Origin of the sequence: Roseateles oligotrophus (assembly GCF_014204525.1) — a bacterium.
GTDB classification, from domain to species: Bacteria; Pseudomonadota; Gammaproteobacteria; order Burkholderiales; family Burkholderiaceae_C; genus Paucibacter_A; species Paucibacter_A oligotrophus_A.
Window position 1 is genome coordinate 76472 of sequence record NZ_JACHLP010000009.1, and the last position, 16153, is coordinate 92624.

At 65.5% G+C, this 16153-nt stretch carries 14 protein-coding genes; 9 read left to right on the plus strand and 5 right to left on the minus strand.

Annotated elements, in window-relative coordinates; translation table 11 throughout:
• Window positions 1-79 precede the first annotated feature (79 nt).
• The 4 genes from HNP55_RS19695 to msrB form a co-directional block, all read right to left on the minus strand.
• Window positions 80-883: a peptidylprolyl isomerase gene (locus HNP55_RS19695; protein ID WP_184303406.1), complete on the minus strand. Its 804-nt coding sequence runs from the start codon at window positions 881-883 to the stop codon at window positions 80-82.
• 89 nt (window positions 884-972) lie between these two features.
• On the minus strand, window positions 973-1260 hold the full coding sequence (locus tag HNP55_RS19700) for a BolA family protein (protein ID WP_184303408.1): 288 nt from the start codon (window positions 1258-1260) through the stop codon (window positions 973-975).
• Window positions 1257-1928 (minus strand): septation protein A, encoded by a 672-nt coding sequence (locus HNP55_RS19705; RefSeq protein WP_184303410.1) that lies wholly within the window; start codon window positions 1926-1928, stop codon window positions 1257-1259. The genes HNP55_RS19700 and HNP55_RS19705 overlap by 4 nt, the downstream gene beginning before the upstream one ends.
• 16 nt (window positions 1929-1944) lie before the next feature.
• Window positions 1945-2367 (minus strand): peptide-methionine (R)-S-oxide reductase MsrB, encoded by a 423-nt coding sequence (msrB, locus tag HNP55_RS19710; protein ID WP_184303412.1) that lies wholly within the window; start codon window positions 2365-2367, stop codon window positions 1945-1947.
• Between the two features lie 245 nt (window positions 2368-2612).
• Here msrB and HNP55_RS19715 point away from each other — a divergent pair, with 245 nt between their 5' ends.
• The 6 genes from HNP55_RS19715 (at window position 2613) to HNP55_RS19740 (ending at window position 9357) form a co-directional block, all read left to right on the plus strand.
• Complete coding sequence (locus HNP55_RS19715; protein WP_184303414.1) at window positions 2613-4259, plus strand: 3-(methylthio)propionyl-CoA ligase; 1647 nt, start codon at window positions 2613-2615, stop codon at window positions 4257-4259.
• Between the two features lie 74 nt (window positions 4260-4333).
• Entirely contained in the window at window positions 4334-5575 is a 1242-nt protein-coding gene (locus HNP55_RS19720; protein WP_184303415.1) for a branched-chain amino acid ABC transporter substrate-binding protein, read from the plus strand.
• Window positions 5576-5638: 63 nt separating this feature from the next.
• Window positions 5639-6598, plus strand: a complete 960-nt coding sequence (locus tag HNP55_RS19725) for a branched-chain amino acid ABC transporter permease (protein WP_221439704.1) — start codon at window positions 5639-5641, stop codon at window positions 6596-6598.
• 2 nt (window positions 6599-6600) lie between these two features.
• Window positions 6601-7890 carry an ABC transporter permease subunit gene (locus HNP55_RS19730; RefSeq protein ID WP_184303419.1) on the plus strand — a complete coding sequence of 430 codons (1290 nt, stop codon included), beginning with the start codon at window positions 6601-6603 and terminating at the stop codon, window positions 7888-7890.
• Window positions 7887-8657 carry an ATP-binding cassette domain-containing protein gene (locus HNP55_RS19735; RefSeq protein ID WP_184303421.1) on the plus strand — a complete coding sequence of 257 codons (771 nt, stop codon included), beginning with the start codon at window positions 7887-7889 and terminating at the stop codon, window positions 8655-8657. Before HNP55_RS19730 ends, HNP55_RS19735 begins: the two co-directional genes overlap by 4 nt.
• Window positions 8658-8661: 4 nt before the next feature.
• A complete protein-coding gene (locus tag HNP55_RS19740) occupies window positions 8662-9357 on the plus strand; it encodes an ATP-binding cassette domain-containing protein (protein ID WP_184303578.1) in 696 nt (231 codons plus the stop codon).
• Between the two features lie 119 nt (window positions 9358-9476).
• Here the strand turns inward: HNP55_RS19740 and HNP55_RS19745 are convergent, their stop codons facing one another.
• A complete protein-coding gene (locus tag HNP55_RS19745) occupies window positions 9477-10763 on the minus strand; it encodes a lipase family alpha/beta hydrolase (protein WP_184303423.1) in 1287 nt (428 codons plus the stop codon).
• Between the two features lie 124 nt (window positions 10764-10887).
• On the opposite strand from HNP55_RS19745, the gene HNP55_RS19750 reads away from it, so the two are divergent.
• From HNP55_RS19750 to HNP55_RS19760, 3 genes are all read left to right on the plus strand, one after another.
• Window positions 10888-12981, plus strand: a complete 2094-nt coding sequence (locus HNP55_RS19750; RefSeq protein WP_184303426.1) for a 3-hydroxyacyl-CoA dehydrogenase NAD-binding domain-containing protein — start codon at window positions 10888-10890, stop codon at window positions 12979-12981.
• Window positions 12982-13006: 25 nt separating this feature from the next.
• Window positions 13007-14182, plus strand: coding sequence for an acetyl-CoA C-acyltransferase (locus HNP55_RS19755; protein WP_184303428.1), 1176 nt, complete (start codon window positions 13007-13009; stop codon window positions 14180-14182).
• A gap of 158 nt (window positions 14183-14340) precedes the next feature.
• The gene (locus HNP55_RS19760; RefSeq protein ID WP_184303429.1) at window positions 14341-16152 is read left to right on the plus strand and encodes an acyl-CoA dehydrogenase; all 1812 of its coding nucleotides are present in this window, start codon (window positions 14341-14343) and stop codon (window positions 16150-16152) included.
• Window position 16153 lies beyond the last annotated feature (1 nt).

Sequence of the window (16153 nt, forward strand, 5' to 3'; positions counted from 1 at the left end):
AAATGGACCGCTGCGGTCGATTTCTCGCCGGCGATTCCCAAGTCCGACAGACTCCTGGGTGCCCCGGTCAGCTTTCTCGTTAGCGCGAGAACTTGTAGTCGGTCTTGGCCTTTTCGCGCAGCTCTTGCTGGAAGCCGGCAACCTTTTGCTGGTTCAGGCGCTGCACGATCTGGGCCTTGACGTCATCAAAGGCGGGGAACTGCGCTTCGCGCGAGTCTTCCAGCTTGATGATGTGGAAGCCGAACTGCGACTTCACCGGGTTCTGGGTCATCTCGCCCTTCTTCAGCTCGCTCAGGGCCTTGGTGAACTCGGGCACATAGCTATTGCCATTGGCCCAGTCCAGATCGCCGCCGTTGACGGCCGAGCCGGGATCCTTGGAGCTGGCCTTGGCCAGGTCTTCGAACTTGGCGCCGCCGTTGATCTGCTTGATCAGGGCGATGGCTTCGTCTTCCTTTTCCACCAGGATGTGGCGGGCACGGAATTCCTGGCCGCTGTTCTGGGCCTTGAACTTGTCGTACTCGGCCTTGGCATCGGCGTCGCTGACGGGGTTCTTTTTGGCGTAGTCGGCGAACAGTTCGCGGATCAGCAGGCTTTGGCGGGCCATTTCCATCTGCAGCTTGTAGTCGCTGGAGGCGGGGATGCCGCGCTTCTCGGCTTCCTGCATGAAGATTTCACGCAGCACGACTTCGTCCTTGACCTGGGCTTCCAGCTCGGGCGAGCGCTGTTGTTGGCCGCCCTTGACCACCTGGTTGATCAGCTGTTCAACACGTGCCTTGGGCACGGGCTTGCCATTGACGATGGCAACGTTTTGCGCGCTGGCCGACATGGGCAGGAGCGCAGCGGACAGGGCCGCGACGGAGGCGGCGAGCACAAACTTCTTCATGGGCATGGGCTTTAGGTGAAAAAACTGCGCCTGAGGCGCAGAGATAGGGGTCGGATGCGGTGAAGGTCAAACGCTTTTGAAGAGCCGAATCAGCGTTCGTCCGCTGCGCGGGCATCAATTGCCAGCGCGTGGATGCCCTGCTGCATCAGCTCACCGAGGGCATGATATACGAGCCGATGGCGCGCCACGCGGTTCAGGCCGCTAAAGCGTTCGCTGACGATGAGCAGGCTGTAATGCCCGCCCTCGCGCGCGCCAGCGTGTCCGGCATGTTGGTGGCTGTCGTCCTGCAGCCGCAGCTCGCTCGGTGCCAGGGCCTGGCGCAGGCGGGTTTCCATTTCGGCCAGGGAGGCCTTGGGGGTGATTGGGCTTGGGTTCATGGCAGGGGCTTGGAGTCGGTGCTGGCAGGCTGGGCGTCGTCGCCCTCATCGGCCGGCGGCGTCAGATGGCGGCTCAGGTAAACGCCCTGGCCCAGGGTGAAAAGAATGATCAGGCCGGTCACGCCAAAGACCTTGAAATTGGCCCAGTCCGCGGTGGAGAAGTTGTAGGCCACATAAAGATTGAGCACGCCCATGGCGGCGAAGAACAGCACCCAGGCGCGGTTGAGGTTCTTCCACACCGCTGCCGGCAAGTCCAGGTCCTTGCCCAGCATGGACTTCAGCAGGTTTTTGCCGAAGAAGGCCTGCGCGGCCCAGAACACCAAGGCCATGGCCCAGTAGAGGCCGGTGGGCTTCCACTTGATGAAGGTCTCGTTGTGGAACCAGATGGTGGCGCCGCCCAGGCTGACGACCAGGCCCAGGCTGATCCACAGCATCAGGTCGATCTTCTTGCCGCGCAATTTGGTGATCAGGGCCTGCAGCAGGGTGGCGACCATCACCACCAGGGTGGCCAGCAGCACCGGGCCTTCGTCCAGCCCGACCTGGCCGCCCGAGACCAGAAAGCCCAGATGCTCGGTGGCGAAGGCCGCTGCCCAGGCCTTGTGGCTGTCGGCGTATTTGAAGGTGCCGAAGAACAGGATCAGCGGTAGGAAATCGAGCAGGAGCTTCATCGAGGGCAGGGGGCGGTCAGCGCGAGGGCTTGAAGTCTATCGCGGCCGAGTTGATGCAGAAGCGCTCGCCGGTGGGTTCGGGGCCGTCGGGGAAGACATGGCCCAGGTGCGAGCCGCAGTTGTTGCAGCGCACCTCGACGCGCACCATGCCATGGCTTGGGTCCACCACCCGCTCGACCACCTCGCCGTTGATCGGCGCGTAATAGCTGGGCCAGCCGCAGCCGGCGTCGAACTTGGTCTGGGCCTCGAACAAGGGCGTGCCACAGCCCACGCAGAGGTAGCGGCCGTCCTCGAAGTGGTCCCAGTACTTGCCGCTGAAGGCGCGCTCGGTGGCGGCATGGCGGGCGACCTGGTATTGCATGGGGTCGAGCTGGGCGCGCCATTCGGCGTCGCTTTTCTGCACGGCGTAGCTGGGATCCTGGATGGGTTTGGGGCTCATGGTCGTCGGGGCCTCGCGGCCGGGCTGAGGGAGAGTGCGGGCCAGTGTAGTCAGGCCCTGCCGGCCTTGCAGGGCTGTGGTCTTGGCACCCGCCGACAGTGGCGCTCAGCGCCGGTGAATACCCCTAGAGGACTTGCCCTGAAGGTGTAACGCGGGTGACTATGGGGGCGATCAATGCCGGCATAGACTCGGCGGCAACAAGGCTTCCGGCCACGCACGGGGGCTCAAAGCAAAGGAGACAGGTGATGGCGTTGATGGGTCAGATGATGGCGATGCCGCTGCTGATTTCGTCCTTGATCAAGCATGCCGCCCGGCATGCCGGGGACACCGAAATCGTCAGCAAACGGGTCGAGGGCGATCTGCATCGCACCACCTGGGCGGCGGCCGAGCGGCGCAGCCGCCAACTCGCCCAGGCCCTGGCTCGCTTGGGGCTCCAGCCCGGCGACCGCGTTGGCACGTTGGCCTGGAATGGCTACCGGCATCTGGAAATCTATTACGGCAGCTCGGGCTCCGGCCTGGTCTGCCACACCATCAACCCCCGCCTTTTTCCCGAGCAGATCGCCTGGATCGCCAACGACGCGCAGGACTCGGTGCTGTGCTTCGACCTCAATCTGCTGCCCCTGGTGGAGAAGCTGGCCCCCGGCCTGCCCAGCATCAAGCACTTCATCGTGATGACGGACCGCGCCCATATGCCGGCCCAGACCACGCTGGCCGGCCTGCTTTGCTATGACGAGCTGCTGGACGCCGAGGATGGCCGTTATGCCTGGCCCGAGTTCGACGAGAACACCGCCTGCTCGCTGTGCTACACCTCGGGCACGACGGGCCACCCCAAGGGCGCCGTCTACAGCCATCGCTCCACGCTGCTGCACACCTATGCCTCGGCCCTGCCGGACGCGCTGGACTGCTCGGCCCGCGATGTGATCCTGCCCGTCGTCCCCATGTTCCACGTCAACGCCTGGGGCCTGCCCTATAGCTGCGCGCTGATCGGCTGCAAGCTGGTGATGCCCGGGCCGTTTCTGGATGGCCAATCGCTCTACGAGCTGTTCGAGAGCGAGGGCGTAACCTTCAGCGCCGGCGTGCCCACCGTGTGGCTGGGCCTGCTCAATTATGTGAAGGCCAACAATCTCAAGTTCAGCAGCTTCAAGCGCACCGTCATCGGCGGTTCGGCCTGCCCGCCGGCCATGATGAAGAGCTTGCAAGAGGACTATGGCGTCGAGGTCATCCACGCCTGGGGCATGACCGAGCTCTCGCCCATAGGCACGCTGTCCAAGCTCAGCGCCAAGCAGCTGCAGCTGCCCAAGGAGGCGCAGCAGCGCCTGCTTGAAAAACAGGGCAAGGCGGTGTTCGGCATCGATATGGCGATTGCCGACGATGCCGGTCAGGCCCTGCCCTGGGACGGCCAGGTCACGGGCAATCTGCTGGTGCGCGGCCATTGGGTGATAGACAGCTATTACGGCGAACACAGCTCGCCGCTGCAAAGCCTGGACGGCGAGCCGGGCTGGTTCCCCACCGGCGATGTGGCCAGCATCGATGACTACGGCTTTATGCAAATCACCGACCGCAGCAAGGACGTGATCAAGTCGGGCGGCGAGTGGATCAGCTCCATCGAACTGGAGAACATCGCCATGGCCCACCCGGCCGTGTTCGAGGCTGCCGTGATCGCCTGTGCCCATCCCAAATGGGATGAGCGGCCCTTGCTGGTGGTGATCAAAAAGCCCGAGGCCGAGCTGACGCGCGAGCAGTTGCTGGCCTTCTTCGAGGGCCGCATCGCCAGCTGGCAGATCCCCGACGACGTGGTGTTTGTCAGCGAGATTCCGCACACCGCCACCGGCAAGATCCAGAAGCTGCGCCTGCGCGATCAGTTCAAGAGCCATCGCCTGCCGGGCCTCTGATGCCCGCGAGGCAGGGCGGCCGCTGCGGGCCGCCGCCGTCCCCTTCCATGTCCGTCCATCCACAGGAGACTTCGATGCTTGCTGCCCAACATCTGCTGAAGAACACCGTGATTGCTGCGCTGCTGCTGAGCGGGGCGGCGGCCTTTGCGCAAAAGGGTGAGACGGTCAAGATCGCCTGGATAGACCCGCTCTCCGGCCTGATGGGGCCGGTGGGGCAGAACCAGGTGAAGAGCTTCCAGTTCTTTGCCGAGAAGTTCAACGCCAGCAACCCGGCCGGGGTGAAGTTCGAGATCATCGCCATCGACAACAAGCTGAGCCCGGCCGAGTCGCTCAATGCCCTCAAGTCCGCCATCGATCAGGGCGTGCGCTATATCAGCCAGGGCAATGGCTCCAGCGTGGCCCTGGCCCTGGTGGACGCGGTCAACAAGCACAATGAGCGCAACCCCGGCAAGGAGGTGCTCTACCTCAACCACGCCGCGGTGGACCCCGACCTGACCAATAGCAAGTGCAGCTACTGGCACTTCCGCATGGACGCCGACACCTCCATGAAGATGGAGGCCATCACCACCTTTCTGAAAGACCAGGCGGACGTCAAGAAGGTCTTTCTGCTGAACCAAAACTATGCCCACGGCCAGCAGGTGGCCAAGTACGCCAAGGAGATGCTGGCGCGCAAGCGGCCCGATGTACAGATCGTCGGCGAGGACCTCCACCCCCTGGCCCAGGTGCGCGACTTCGCGCCCTATGTGGCCAAGATCAAGGCCGCGGGGGCCGACACCGTCATCACCGGCAACTGGGGGTCTGACCTGTCCCTGCTGGTCAAGGCGGCCAATGAGGCCGGTTACCAGGGTAAGTTCTTCACCTACTACGCCGGCGTCACCGGCACGCCCACGGCCCTGGGCGCCAATGGCGCGGGCCGGGTCTACCAGGTGGCCTACAACCACTACAACATGGGCGGGCAGATGGGCAAGTGGATGACGGAGTTCCAGACCCGCTTCAAGGACGATTTCTACACCGGCACCGTCATCCACATCTACAGCCTGCTGGGCGCGGCCATGGCCAAGGCCAAGAGCACCGATCCGGTCAAGGTGGCGGCGGCCCTGGAAGGGCTGAAGGTGCAGAGCTTTGGTGGCGAGGTGGAGATGCGCAAGACCGACCACCAGCTGCAGCAGCCGCTCTATATCTCGGTGTGGCAGAAGGCCGATGCCAAATACCCTTACTCGCCCGAGGGCACGGGCTATACCCTGGCGCCGGTCAAGACCTATGAGTCCTATGTCTCCTCCACGCCGACCTCCTGCCAGATGAAGCGCCCCTCCTGAGCCGCCGTGGATCAGGTCCTCATCAATCTGCTGAACGGCCTGTCCTCGGGCCTGCTGCTCTTCATGCTGAGCTCGGGCCTGACCCTGATCTTCAGCATGATGGGCGTGCTCAATTTCGCCCATGCCAGCTTTTATATGCTGGGCGCCTACCTGGCCTACAGTCTGGTGGGCGCGCTGGGCTTTTGGCCGGCGCTGATCCTGGCGCCCTTGTTGGTGGGGGTCTTGGGCGCCGGCTTTGAGCGCATGGCCTTGCGGCGGGTGCACAAATTCGGCCATGTGCCCGAGCTCTTGATCACCTTCGGCCTGTCCTATGTGCTGCTGGAGTTGGTGCAGCTGATCTGGGGCCACACGGCCGTGCCCTTCGGTCCGCCACCGGCCCTGCAGGGCTCGGCCTTCACCATCGTCCAGAGCCCCGCCCAGGGCCTGTCCCTGGTCTGGGGGGCGGCGGGGCCGGCGCTGTGTGCGGCGGCCGCCTGTTCCACCTTTCCGCTGACCCGTTTCTTCATGATGGGCGTGGCCCTGGCCATGCTCTTGGCCCTGTGGCTGCTGCTGACCCGGACCCGCATCGGCCTGGTGATCCAGGCCGCGCTGACCCACCCGGAGATGGCCGAGGCCCTGGGCCATAACGTGCCGCGTGTGCTGATGCTGGTGTTCGGCAGCGGCTGCGCGCTGGCGGCCCTGGCGGGGGTCATCGGCGGCATCACCTTTGTCACCGAGCCCCATATGGCGGCCATCGTCGGCTCCATCATCTTTGTGGTCGTGGTGGTGGGCGGGGTGGGTTCGCTGGCCGGGGCTTTTGTGGGCTCGCTCTTGATCGGCCTGCTGCAAACCCTGCCGTTGACGGTGAACGGCTCCCTGGCCAGCCTGCTCACCGGCTGGGGCTTGCCTATCACGCCGCAGACGCCGGGCTACCCCTTGCTGCGTCTGTCCATGGCCGAGGTGGCGCCCATCCTGCCCTATCTGCTGATGGTCTTGATCCTGATCTTCCGGCCCAAGGGCTTGCTGGGCAAGCGGGAGGATTGAACGTGGCGCGCGAGTTCCATTTCAAACCCCTCAACGTCGGCCGCTGGCTGGTCTGGGGTGTTTATGCCCTGATGCTGATCGTGGCGCCCCTGCTGTGGACCAGCAGCCTGGCCCAGGCTTTGCTGAGCCAGATCGGCATTGCCATCATCGCCTGCCTGGCCTACAACATCTTGCTGGGCCAGGGCGGCATGCTCAGCTTTGGCCATGCCATCTACAGCGGCCTGGGCGGCTTTCTGGCCATGCACACCCTCAACGCCGTTAGCGCCGGCACGCTGGCCCTGCCGGTCAGCCTGGTGCCGCTGGCGGGCGGCCTGGCGGGCTTGTTCTTTGCCGCCTTGTTCGGCTATGTCTCGACCAAAAAAGCCGGCACGCCCTTCGCCATGATCACCCTGGGCCTGGCCGAGCTGATCTGGTCCATGTCCCTGATGCTGCCCGAGTTCTTCGGCGGCGAGGGCGGGGTGACGGGCAATCGGGTGGTCGGCCGCGCCGTGCTGGGCATCAGCTTCGGCCCGCAGGTCCAGGTCTATTACCTGATCGCGTTTTACTGCTTTGTCTGCACCGCCCTGATGTTTGCCTTCACCCGCACGCCCTTGGGCCGCATGCTCAATGCCGTGCGTGACAACCCCGAGCGCGTCGCCTTCATCGGCTATGACACGCAATGGGTGCGTTATCTGGCCTTCATGATCTCGGGCCTGTTCGCCGGCATCGCGGGTGGTCTGGCGGCGCTGAACTTCGAGATCGTCACGGCCGAGGTGGTGGGGGCGGCGCGCTCGGGCGCCTATCTGCTCTTCACCTTTCTGGGCGGCGCCACCTTTTTCTTCGGGCCCATCATCGGCGCGCTGTTGATGGTGGTGGCCCTGGTGCTCTTGTCCGAGCTGACCAAGGCCTGGCTGCTCTACCTGGGCCTGATCTTTGTCTTCATGGTCATGTATGCGCCGGGCGGTTTTGCCAGCCTGATCATGATGAATCTGCGGGTGGCCGCTTTCGGCAAGCTGCGCAAGCTTTTGCCCGCCTATCTGGCCCTGGGCGGTACGGCCCTGGCCGTGCTGGCGGGCGCGGCGGCCATGATTGAAATGCTCTACCACCGCCAGCTGAACGAGGCCCTGGGCCCCAAGCTGCGCTTTCTGGGGGTGGGCATGGACAGCAGCGCCATCGACGCCTGGGTGGGGGCCGGCCTGCTGATGGCCGTGGGCCTAGGCCTGTTCGAGCTTTCGCGCCGCCAGTTCAAGCGCGAGTGGGACGAGACGCAGGAAGAGATCGAAAAAGAAATCAAACGCCGGGAGCTGCTGTGAGCACGAGTTATGCCCTGGAACTGCTGGACCTGCGCAAAAACTTTGGCAAGACCGAGATCATTCGCGGCGCCCAGCTGCAGGTGAGGGCGGGCGAGCGGGTTGCCGTCATCGGGCCGAATGGGGCGGGCAAGTCCACGCTCTTCAATCTGATCAGCGGCCGCTTTGCGCCCAGCAGCGGCGAGATTCGCCTGCACGGTGAGCGCATCGCCGGCCTGCCGCCCTACCAGATCAACCGCCGCGGGCTCGCGCGCAGTTTCCAGGTCTCCAATCTCTTCACCCGGCTCTCGGTGTTCGAGAACATCCGCTGCGCCGTGCTCTGGAGCCTGGGCCATCGCTATGCCTTCTGGAAGTTCCTGGCCGATCTGGAGGATGCTAACGAGCGAGCCGAGCAGGTGCTGGCGATGATCAAGCTGGACCGCCGCCGCGATGTGCTGGCCATGAACCTCAGCTACGCCGAGGCGCGGGCGCTGGAGATAGGCATCACCATCGCCGGCGGCTCCAGCGTCATCCTGCTGGACGAGCCCACGGCCGGCATGAGCAAGAGCGAGACGCAGCGCTTCATCCAACTGATCCGCGAGGTCACCGAGGGCAAGACCTTGCTGACCGTGGAGCACGATATGGGCGTGGTGTTCGGCCTGGCCGACAAGATCGCCGTGCTGGTCTACGGCGAGGTGATTGCCTTCGACACGCCCGAGGCGGTGCGCGCCAACGCGCGGGTGCAGGAGGCCTATCTGGGCTCGGTGTTGGCGGAGGCGGCGCATGGCTGAGCGCATCTTGAAGCTGGACAATGTCCACGCCTTCTATGGCAAAAGCCATGTGCTGCATGGTGTCAGCATGGAGCTGAGGCCGGGCGAGATCGTCAGCCTGCTGGGCCGCAACGGCTCGGGCCGCTCGACCACGGTCAAGACCATCATGGGCCAGGTCGACGGCCAGGGCTCGATCAGGTTCGGCGAGCGCGAGCTGCTGGGCCGCAAAGCCTATGAGATCGCCCACTGGGGCCTGGCTTATGTGCCCGAGAACCGCGATATCTTCCCCAAGCTGACGGTGCAGCAGAATTTGCTGTTAGGTCAGAAATCGGGGGCGCGGAATCCGCGCTGGAGTTTTGAGGATATGTATCGCATGTTCCCGCGCCTGCGGGAGCGTCAGCACACCGAGGCCGGCGTGCTCTCGGGCGGCGAGCAGCAGATGCTGACCCTGTGCCGCAGCCTGATGGGCGACCCTGATCTGATCATGATCGACGAGCCTACCGAGGGCCTGGCGCCGATGATTGTGGAGCTGGTGGCCCAGTATCTGAAGACGCTGAAGGAGCGCGGCATTGCCGTCCTGCTGGTGGAGCAGAAGCTGGCCATCGCGCTGGAGATTTCGCAGCGCTGCTATGTGATGGGCCACGGCCGCATCGTCTTCGAGGGCACGCCGGAGGAGCTGCGCGCCAATAGCTATATCCGCAAGGAGTGGTTGGAGGTGTAGGGTCCGCAACTTTTGTCTTGTTCGACGGCCCTGTCGGGGCGAACTCCCGGCAGGGCCTTGGCAACAGAATGACGCAGCGACTGAAGCTGGAGTCAGCGCAACAGAAGCTCGACGCCCATTCAAGCCAGCCACTTCAGCAACTGCTCCGTCACCCGCGGGCTGTCCAGCAGGGCCATATGGTTGGTCTTGTAGGCCAGCCAGCGCCGCGCGGCCGGGAAGTGCAGATGGCGGGCCGCATCCTCGTGCTGGCCCAGGGCGCTGTCCACCGTCACCAGACCGTCGCCCAGCAGGCGCTCGCTCAAGCTGCCGCGGCGGCCGGCGGTGGTGGCGGCGATGGCATAACAGTCAACTCCAGCGGGTAGGGGCAGGGGCTGGCGCTGATCGGGCCGGGGATCAAAGCGGTCATGGCCCTGCCAGTCGGCGTCCAGCACATTGCCGTGGCGCAGATCGGTGATGCCGGCGCTGCGCAGCTGGCCCAGCTTGGCCAGGGGCGCGGTGAAGCTGCTGCTGCCCAGCAGCTGGTCCAGCCCGTGGCCGGCCCGTTCCAGCGGTGCACCGTGATGCGGCGTGCCCAGGAACACGATGCGGCTCAGGCGCGCCGGCCAGTCCATGCCCTGGGTCTGCGCGCTGTGCACGGCGCTGCGTATCAGCAGGCCGCCCATGCTGTGGGCCAGCACGCGGATCTCCTCCACAGGCCTGGGCCAGCCCCCCAGCAATTGCTCCAGCGCCGCGGCCAGGCGGTGGCCGTTTTGCGAGATGTGCAGGCCGCTGTTGTAGCGCAGATAAACCGGGTTGAGCCCGCCCGCGGCGCACAGCGCCGGCACATGGCCGCCATGCTTGATCTCGCTGCCGCCAGGGCTGTCGATATGGCCCGGCGCCTCGTCACCCATCCAGGCCCGTTCGTTCATGCACAGGCCGTGCACCAGCAGCAGGATGCGCGGCCCCACCTGCTGGGCCGAGGGCCAGCGCCCGCCCTGCAGGACCTGGCCCTGCCAGCGCAAGCTCATGCCGCTGGCCAAGGGGTTGTCGCTCGCCAGCAGATGGTCGCCCAGGATGCCGTTGAGGGCGGCCAGCACGGCCTCGCGTTCCGGCGTCGGCAGATGCTGGCGGCCCAGTTCATCGCTGAGGCTTTTCGCCAGCCAGGGCTCCAGGCCGGCCAAGGCCCGGTCCAGGCCGCGGCCCAGCATCTCGGCCGCACCGTAGAGGCTGCGGTAGACCAGGCCGGTGACGCCGCCCGTGCGGCCCTTGGCGGGACCGGCCACGCCCAGGCGGTCCCAGACCGATTGATGCACGCCTTCCACCACCCGGGTCAGGCCGGTGCCGGCCTGCACGGCCAGTTGGCTCAGCGCGCGTGCATCGCTGGCCTGCAAATGCCGGCTGCGCTTGGGCCTGGGGCTTGTGCTCATGGCCCATTGTCACGGCTGGGACAGGCTTGTGCAGGGTTTGCTGTCTAGAATCGAACGAGCGTTCTTTTTTTGACCGGCCGCTGCAAGTGGCTGGCAAGCCCATCCCGATGAGAGGACCCAAGGCATGACAGCGATTTACGAAGTTCGCGGCAGCGTGGCCGTGATCACCTTGAGCAACCCGCCGGTCAACGGCCTGGCTTACGAGACTCGCAAGGCCGCAGCGGCGGCCATCGAGCAGGCCGAGAACGACGCCGCCGTCAAGGCCTTGCTGATCACCGGCGCCGGCAAGGCTTTTTCCGGCGGTGCCGATATCAAGGAATTCGGCAGCCCCCTGGCCCTGGCCGAGCCCAATCTGCTGAGCCTGATCGCCCTGGTCGAGGCCTGCAGCAAGCCGGTGGTGGCCGCGATCCACAGCGTCTGCATGGGGGGGGGCCTGGAGCTGGCCCTGGGCTGCCACTACCGTGTGGTGGCCCCCGGCAGCAAGATCGCCCTGCCCGAGGTCAAGCTGGGCCTGCTGCCAGGCGCTGGCGGCACGCAGCGCCTGCCGCGTGCGCTGGGGGTGGAGCCTGCGCTGAATATGATTGTTAGCGGTGAGCCGGTGAACGCTGAAGTGCTGGCCCAGGTGCCCGGCCAGAAGCTGTTTGACCGGGTGCTGACGGGCGATCTGCTGGCGGAGGCCCTGGCCTTTGCCGAGGCGGTGGCCGACAAGCGCCCGCTGCCACGCGTGCGCGATCTGAAGGCACAGCATGCCAAGCCGGAGGCCTTCTTTCAATTCGCCCGCAACAGCGTGGGCGCGATGAGTAAGAACTTCCCCGCGCCCCTGCGCTGCCTGGAGGCCGTGGCGGCTGCGGTGAATATGAGGTTCGACGAGGGCATCCGCAACGAGCGCGAGGGCTTTGCCGCCCTGATGGTGACGCCCGAATCCAAGGCCTTGCGCCATGCCTTTTTTGCCGAGCGTGCGGCCTCCAAGATCGCCGACGTGCCCGACAGCACGCCGCTGCGCCCCATCGCCAAGGTGGCCGTCATCGGCGCCGGCACCATGGGCGGCGGCATCGCCATGAACTTCCTGAATGCCGGCCTCCCCGTCACCCTGCTGGAAACCCAGCAAGCCGCGCTGGACCGGGGTGTGGCCACCATCAGCAAGAACTATGAGGCCCAGGTCAAGAAGGGCAAGCTGAAGGAGGACAAATACCAGCAGCGCATGGCCTTGCTGAGCACGACGCTGGCCTATGCCGAGATCGCCGATGCCGATCTGGTGATCGAGGCGGTGTTCGAGGAGATGGCGGTCAAGGAGGCCGTGTTCAAGCAGCTGGACGCGGTGATGAAGCCCGGCGCCATCCTGGCCTCCAACACCTCGACGCTGGACCTCAACAAGATCGCCGGCTTCACCCGGCGCCCGCAGGACGTCGTGGGCCTGCATTTCTTCAGCCCCGCCAATGTGATGAGGCTGCTGGAGGTGGTGCGCGGCGCCGCCACGGCCAAGGACGTGCTGGCCACCGTGATGGCCCTGGCCAAGAAGATACGCAAGACGGCGGTGGTCTCGGGCGTCTGCGACGGCTTCATCGGCAACCGCATGATCGAGCAATACAGCCGCCAGGCCGGCTTTTTGCTGGACGAGGGCTGCAGCCCCGCCCAGGTGGACCGTGCCGCTGAGAAATTCGGCTTTGCCATGGGTCCCTTCCGCATGGGCGACCTGGCCGGCAATGACATCGGCTGGGCGATACGCAAGCGCCGCTATCAAGAAAAGCCCGGGCTGCGTTATTCCAAAAGCGCCGATCTGCTCTGTGAGCTGGGCCGCTTCGGCCAGAAGACCGGCGCCGGCTGGTACGACTACGCGCCGGGCAAGCGCGATGCCATTCCTTCCGAGCTGGTGGCAAAGATGTTGGACCAGCATCGTGCGGCACTGGGCATCACGCCGCGCCAGATCGGCGACGAGGAGATCGTCCACCGCCTGGTCTTCTCCCTGGTCAACGAGGCCGCCCATCTGCTGGAGGAGGGCATTGCTCAGCGCGCCTCGGATGTGGACATGGTCTATCTGAGCGGCTATGGCTTCCCCCTGTGGCGCGGCGGCCCCATGTGCTATGCCGACACGCTAGGCCTCTTCAATGTGCAGCAGGCCATGAAGCGCTTTGCCAGGAACCCGCTGGACGACGGCGAGTTCTGGCAGCCCGCGCCCCTGCTGGCGCGCCTGGTTGCCGAAGGCAAGTCATTCACCTGAAGCCGTAGATTAGGAAAGCCGCATCATGAGCAATGCCCTCATTGTTTCCACCGCCCGCACGCCCTTGGCCAAGAGCTGGAAGGGCGCTTTCAATCTGACGCACGGCGCCACCCTGGGCGGCCATGTGGTCAAGGCCGCCGTCGAGCGGGCCGGCATCGCTGGCGCCGAGGTCGAGGATGTGCTGATGGGCTGCGCCACGCCCGAGGGCGCCACCGGCAGCAATATCGCCCGCCAGATCGCCTTGCGCGCCGGCCTGCCCGTCACGGTCAGCGGCATCACCATCAACCGCTTCTGCTCCAGCGGCCTGCAGACCATCGCCCTGGCCGCCCAGCGCATCATCGCGGGCGAGGGCGAGGTCTTTGTGGCCGGCGGGGTGGAGAGCATCTCCTGCGTGCAGAACGAGGCCAACCGCCACATGATCACCGACCCGGACCTGCTGAAAGCCAAGCCGGAGATCTACTGGAATATGTTGCAGACGGCCGAGCAGGTGGCCAAGCGCTACCAGATCGGCCGCGAGCGCATGGACGCCTACGGCGCGCAAAGCCAGCAGCGCGCCTGCGCCGCTCAGGCGGCCGGTTATTTCGCGGCCGAGATCGCGCCCATCGCCGTCACCATGGGTGTGGCCGACAAGGTCTTGGGCCTGACGACGCGTGAAGTCACGCTCAGCGTGGACGAAGGCCTGCGCGAGGGCACGACGGTGGAGGGCATCAGCGGTCTGCGCTCGGCCCTGCCGGGCGGCCTGATCACGGCCGGCAATGCCAGCCAGTTTTCCGACGGCGCCGGCGCCTGCGTGCTGACCAGCGAGCGCTATGCCCAGGCCCATGGCCTCCGGCCCCTGGGCCGCTTCCTGGGTTTTGCCGTGGCCGGCTGCGAGCCCGACGAGATGGGCATAGGCCCGGTCTTCGCCGTGCCCAAGCTGCTGAAGCGCCTGGGGCTCAAGGTCGCGGACATCGACCTCTGGGAGTTGAACGAAGCCTTTGCGGTGCAGGTGCTTTACTGCGCCGATACGCTGGGTATCCCGATGGAGCGGCTGAACGTCAACGGCGGCGCGATTGCGGTGGGCCATCCCTACGGGGTGTCGGGCCAGCGCCTGGCCGGCCATGCCTTGATTGAAGGCAAGCGCCGCGGCGCCAAACTCGTTTGCGTCACCATGTGCATCGGTGGTGGCATGGGCGCGGCGGGCGTGTTTGAAGTCTTGTGAGCATGCCAGGCGCCCTGGCGGCGCCCGGCGTTCGCGGAGAAACTTTCAATTCAATTGCAACCACAGAGTCACGGAGACACAGAGGTGAATCGGCTTTCTGGCTTGCATTTCTCAGTGCCTCCGTGTCTCTGTGGTTGCATTTCGGAGTTTTGTTTCTCATGAGCATGCGCCGCACGCTCGACTTCTTGTTGACCGACTGGTTGCGGGTGCCCGCGCTCACCCAGCGTGAGCGCTTTGCCGAGCACAGCGCCGAGACCTTCGCGGCCGTGCTCGACACCTGCGAGAAGATCGCCGCCGATAAATTCGCCCCCTTCAACCGCCTCAGCGATGTGGAGGAGCCGCGCTTTGATGGCGAGCGGGTGCATCTGCCCGCCAGCACGCAGGCGGCGGTCCGGGCCTATGCCGAATCGGGCATGCTGGCCGCAGCCCAAGACTATGAAGTCGGCGGCATGCAGCTGCCCTGCGTGATCGAGATGGCGGCCAATGCCTTCTTCAGCAAGGCCAGCGTGGCCATGGGCGCTTACGCCATGCTCACCAGCGGCAATGCCAATCTCTTGATGGCGCATGGCACGCCGCGGCAGCGCGAGGTGTTTGCCCAGGCCGAGTTTGCCGGCCGCTGGTTCGGCACCATGTGTTTGAGCGAGCCGCAGGCCGGCTCCAGCCTCTCGGACATCGCCACCCGTGCCGTCGCCGACGGGGCGGACTTTGCCGCCGATCCCCTGGGCCCGCGCTATCTTCTGCGCGGCAACAAGATGTGGATCTCGGCCGGTGAGCATGAGCTGAGCGAGAACATCATCCATCTGGTGCTGGCCAAGATCCCCGATGAGCAGGGCCAGCTGATACCGGGCGCGCGCGGCATCTCGCTCTTCATCGTGCCCAAGCATAGCGTTGATGCGCAAGGTCAGCTGACCGGCCAGCGCAACGATGTGAGCCTGGCCGGGCTCAACCACAAGCTGGGCTTTCGTGGCACCAGCAATTGCCTGCTGAACTTTGGCGAGCGCGGCGGCGCCGTCGGCTACCGCGTCGGCGCGCCGGGCGAGGGCCTGGCCTGCATGTTCCATATGATGAACGAGGCCCGCATCGGCGTGGGCCTGGGTGCGGTGATGCTGGGTTATGCCGGCTACGAGGCCAGCCTGGCTTACGCGCGCCAGCGCCCGCAAGGCCGGGCCATGGGGCCGCAAGGCAAGGATGCCGGCAGCCCGCAGCGGCCCATCATCGAGCATGCCGACGTCAAGCGCATGTTGCTGGCGCAGAAGAGCTATGTCGAAGGTGGGCTGGCCCTGGCCCTGTTCTGCGCCCGCCTGGTGGACGAGTTGCACACCGGCGAGGCCGAATCGGCCCGGCAGGCCAAGCTCTTGCTGGAGGTCCTGACCCCCATCGTCAAGAGCTGGCCCAGCGAGTGGTGTTTGGAGGCCAACTCCCTGGCCATCCAGGTGCTGGGCGGCTATGGCTATACCCGCGACTTCCCCGTCGAGCAGTACTGGCGCGACAACCGCCTGAACATGATCCACGAGGGCACCCACGGCATCCAGGCCTTGGATTTGCTGGGCCGTAAGATCGCCATGCAGGGCGGCCAGGCCTTGCTGGCCCTGGCCGGCCGCATCAACACCACCGTGGAGCGAGCCCAGCAAGACGCGGGCCTGATGAGCCTGGGCCATGAGCTGGCGGCGGCGCTGGCGCTGCTGGGCGGCGCCAGCAAAAAGGCCTGGGCCAGCGGCGAGCCCGGCGATCTCGATGAGGCCCTGGCCAATGCCACGCCCTATCTGCAGGCTTTTGGCCATGTGGTGCTGGCCTGGATCTGGTTGGATGTACTCTTGAGTCTGCCCGAAGGCGAAGATGATTTCGCCCGCGGCAAGCAGGCCGCCGCGCGTTATTTCTACGCCTACGAGCTGCCCAAGATCAATGCCTGGCTGGCCGTGGTGGCGCGGCGTGAGTCGCTGTGCCGTGAGATGCAATCCGCATGGTTTTGAT